General features: G+C 61.5%; 1 pseudogene. It reads left to right on the top strand.

Annotated features, from left to right (window positions below):
• Positions 1–86 (top strand): annotated as a pseudogene (locus tag AB0J69_RS61705) (IS5/IS1182 family transposase); the annotation flags it as partial.
• Between the last annotated feature and the right edge of the window lie 1,238 nt (positions 87–1,324).

Here is a 1,324-nt window from a genome sequence, read left to right on the forward strand (position 1 = left end):
TGCGCTGTTGCCCGCATCGCGCGACCGCACTCGTGCAGGCGATCCTCGTGCTGCAGCTGGTGGAAGAAGGCCGCTACTCAGGATGAAAAAGGCTCAGGGACCAAAGAGTAGACGACGTCGGCGGGCAACCGTCCCCGATTCTCACTCCTGGTACGGGCGGCGCGGAAGGGACATCGGTGGCTACGAGGGGAAGGCCACCTGAACACGTCCCCCAGCTACGACGTCCCCCAGCTACGCGGTCTACAGAGCTGTGATCAAGGTGCCCAAGGAAACCCGTTTGAACCTGTCAGTGCCCCGGCGGCGTTCATACGGACGGCCGAATGACGGTCAAACGATCAAGGGCCTGGTTCTCGATCTCGAGAACCAGGCCCTTGACCTGTGGCGATACTGTCGGGGTGGCGGGATTTGAACCCACGACCTCTTCGTCCCGAAGGAAGACCGGGGAGTCTGGAAGTATCGAGTGGAGTCGATCGGGGGGGCTTCTCGCCTCGCCAAACGTTCGAAGGGGATGCGGGTAGTCCGAGGAAGGCGCAAGGCGTTGGCTCCCAAATTTGGCTCCCAGGTTGGCATCATTCACAGTGTGTAGGGATCGAGCTGGAAGCGTCGTGGATTAGAGAGGCAGACGAAGGGCTGACCGTCAGCGGGGATGGACCCTGACGACTGGCTGGCCGCCATGACCTCGGAGCGAGCTAAGCCCCCAGCCGAATTGCCGGGGGCTTCGTCGTATCTCGCCTTGCGAATCCTGTCGCGGCCCTGCTGTAGATGTTTTCAGTCGCGGGTCGATCTGCGGTGCACTTCACCTGGGTTGTTGCCGTTGCCCATGGTTCCTCTTCTGCGAGGGTGGGCGACGTCGCCGCCTTCGGCCCGCCTTTCCAGCGCTGCTAAATGATGATGTTGCGGTTCCATCCTGGTCAGAGGATGGATCTTGGCTCCACCGAACCGAGAATCCCAACCAACGGAGACGTACCTCGCCCTCCTGAATCTTGTGCTTGCGGGCGGAGGCGAGAACGCCTCGTGCCCCCAGGACTGCAAGCAGCAAGACCGCCGGAATGACTAGTGCGCTCCAGGGCACCAGGTCCGGGAGTACCGCTCCCAGACTGGCCCCCACAGGATGCTCAGCCCTTCATCTTGCTTCTATCCACGGGCGGCTCCTCTGCCCTGTTGGCCAATGATTGCCTGCATATATGGGGATTTGTCCCTGCTCTCGGCTGGTGAGCCGATCCTGGGTCTAACCTCGGGTATTCAACCGAGGGAGCCGGCTCCGCCTGAAACATGAGAAAAGGTGCCCCTGACCTGCAAGGATTTTGGGTGTCGACGCCATATC

The organism is Nonomuraea sp. NPDC049709, assembly GCF_040674815.1.
In the GTDB taxonomy this organism is placed as follows: domain Bacteria; phylum Actinomycetota; class Actinomycetes; order Streptosporangiales; family Streptosporangiaceae; genus Nonomuraea.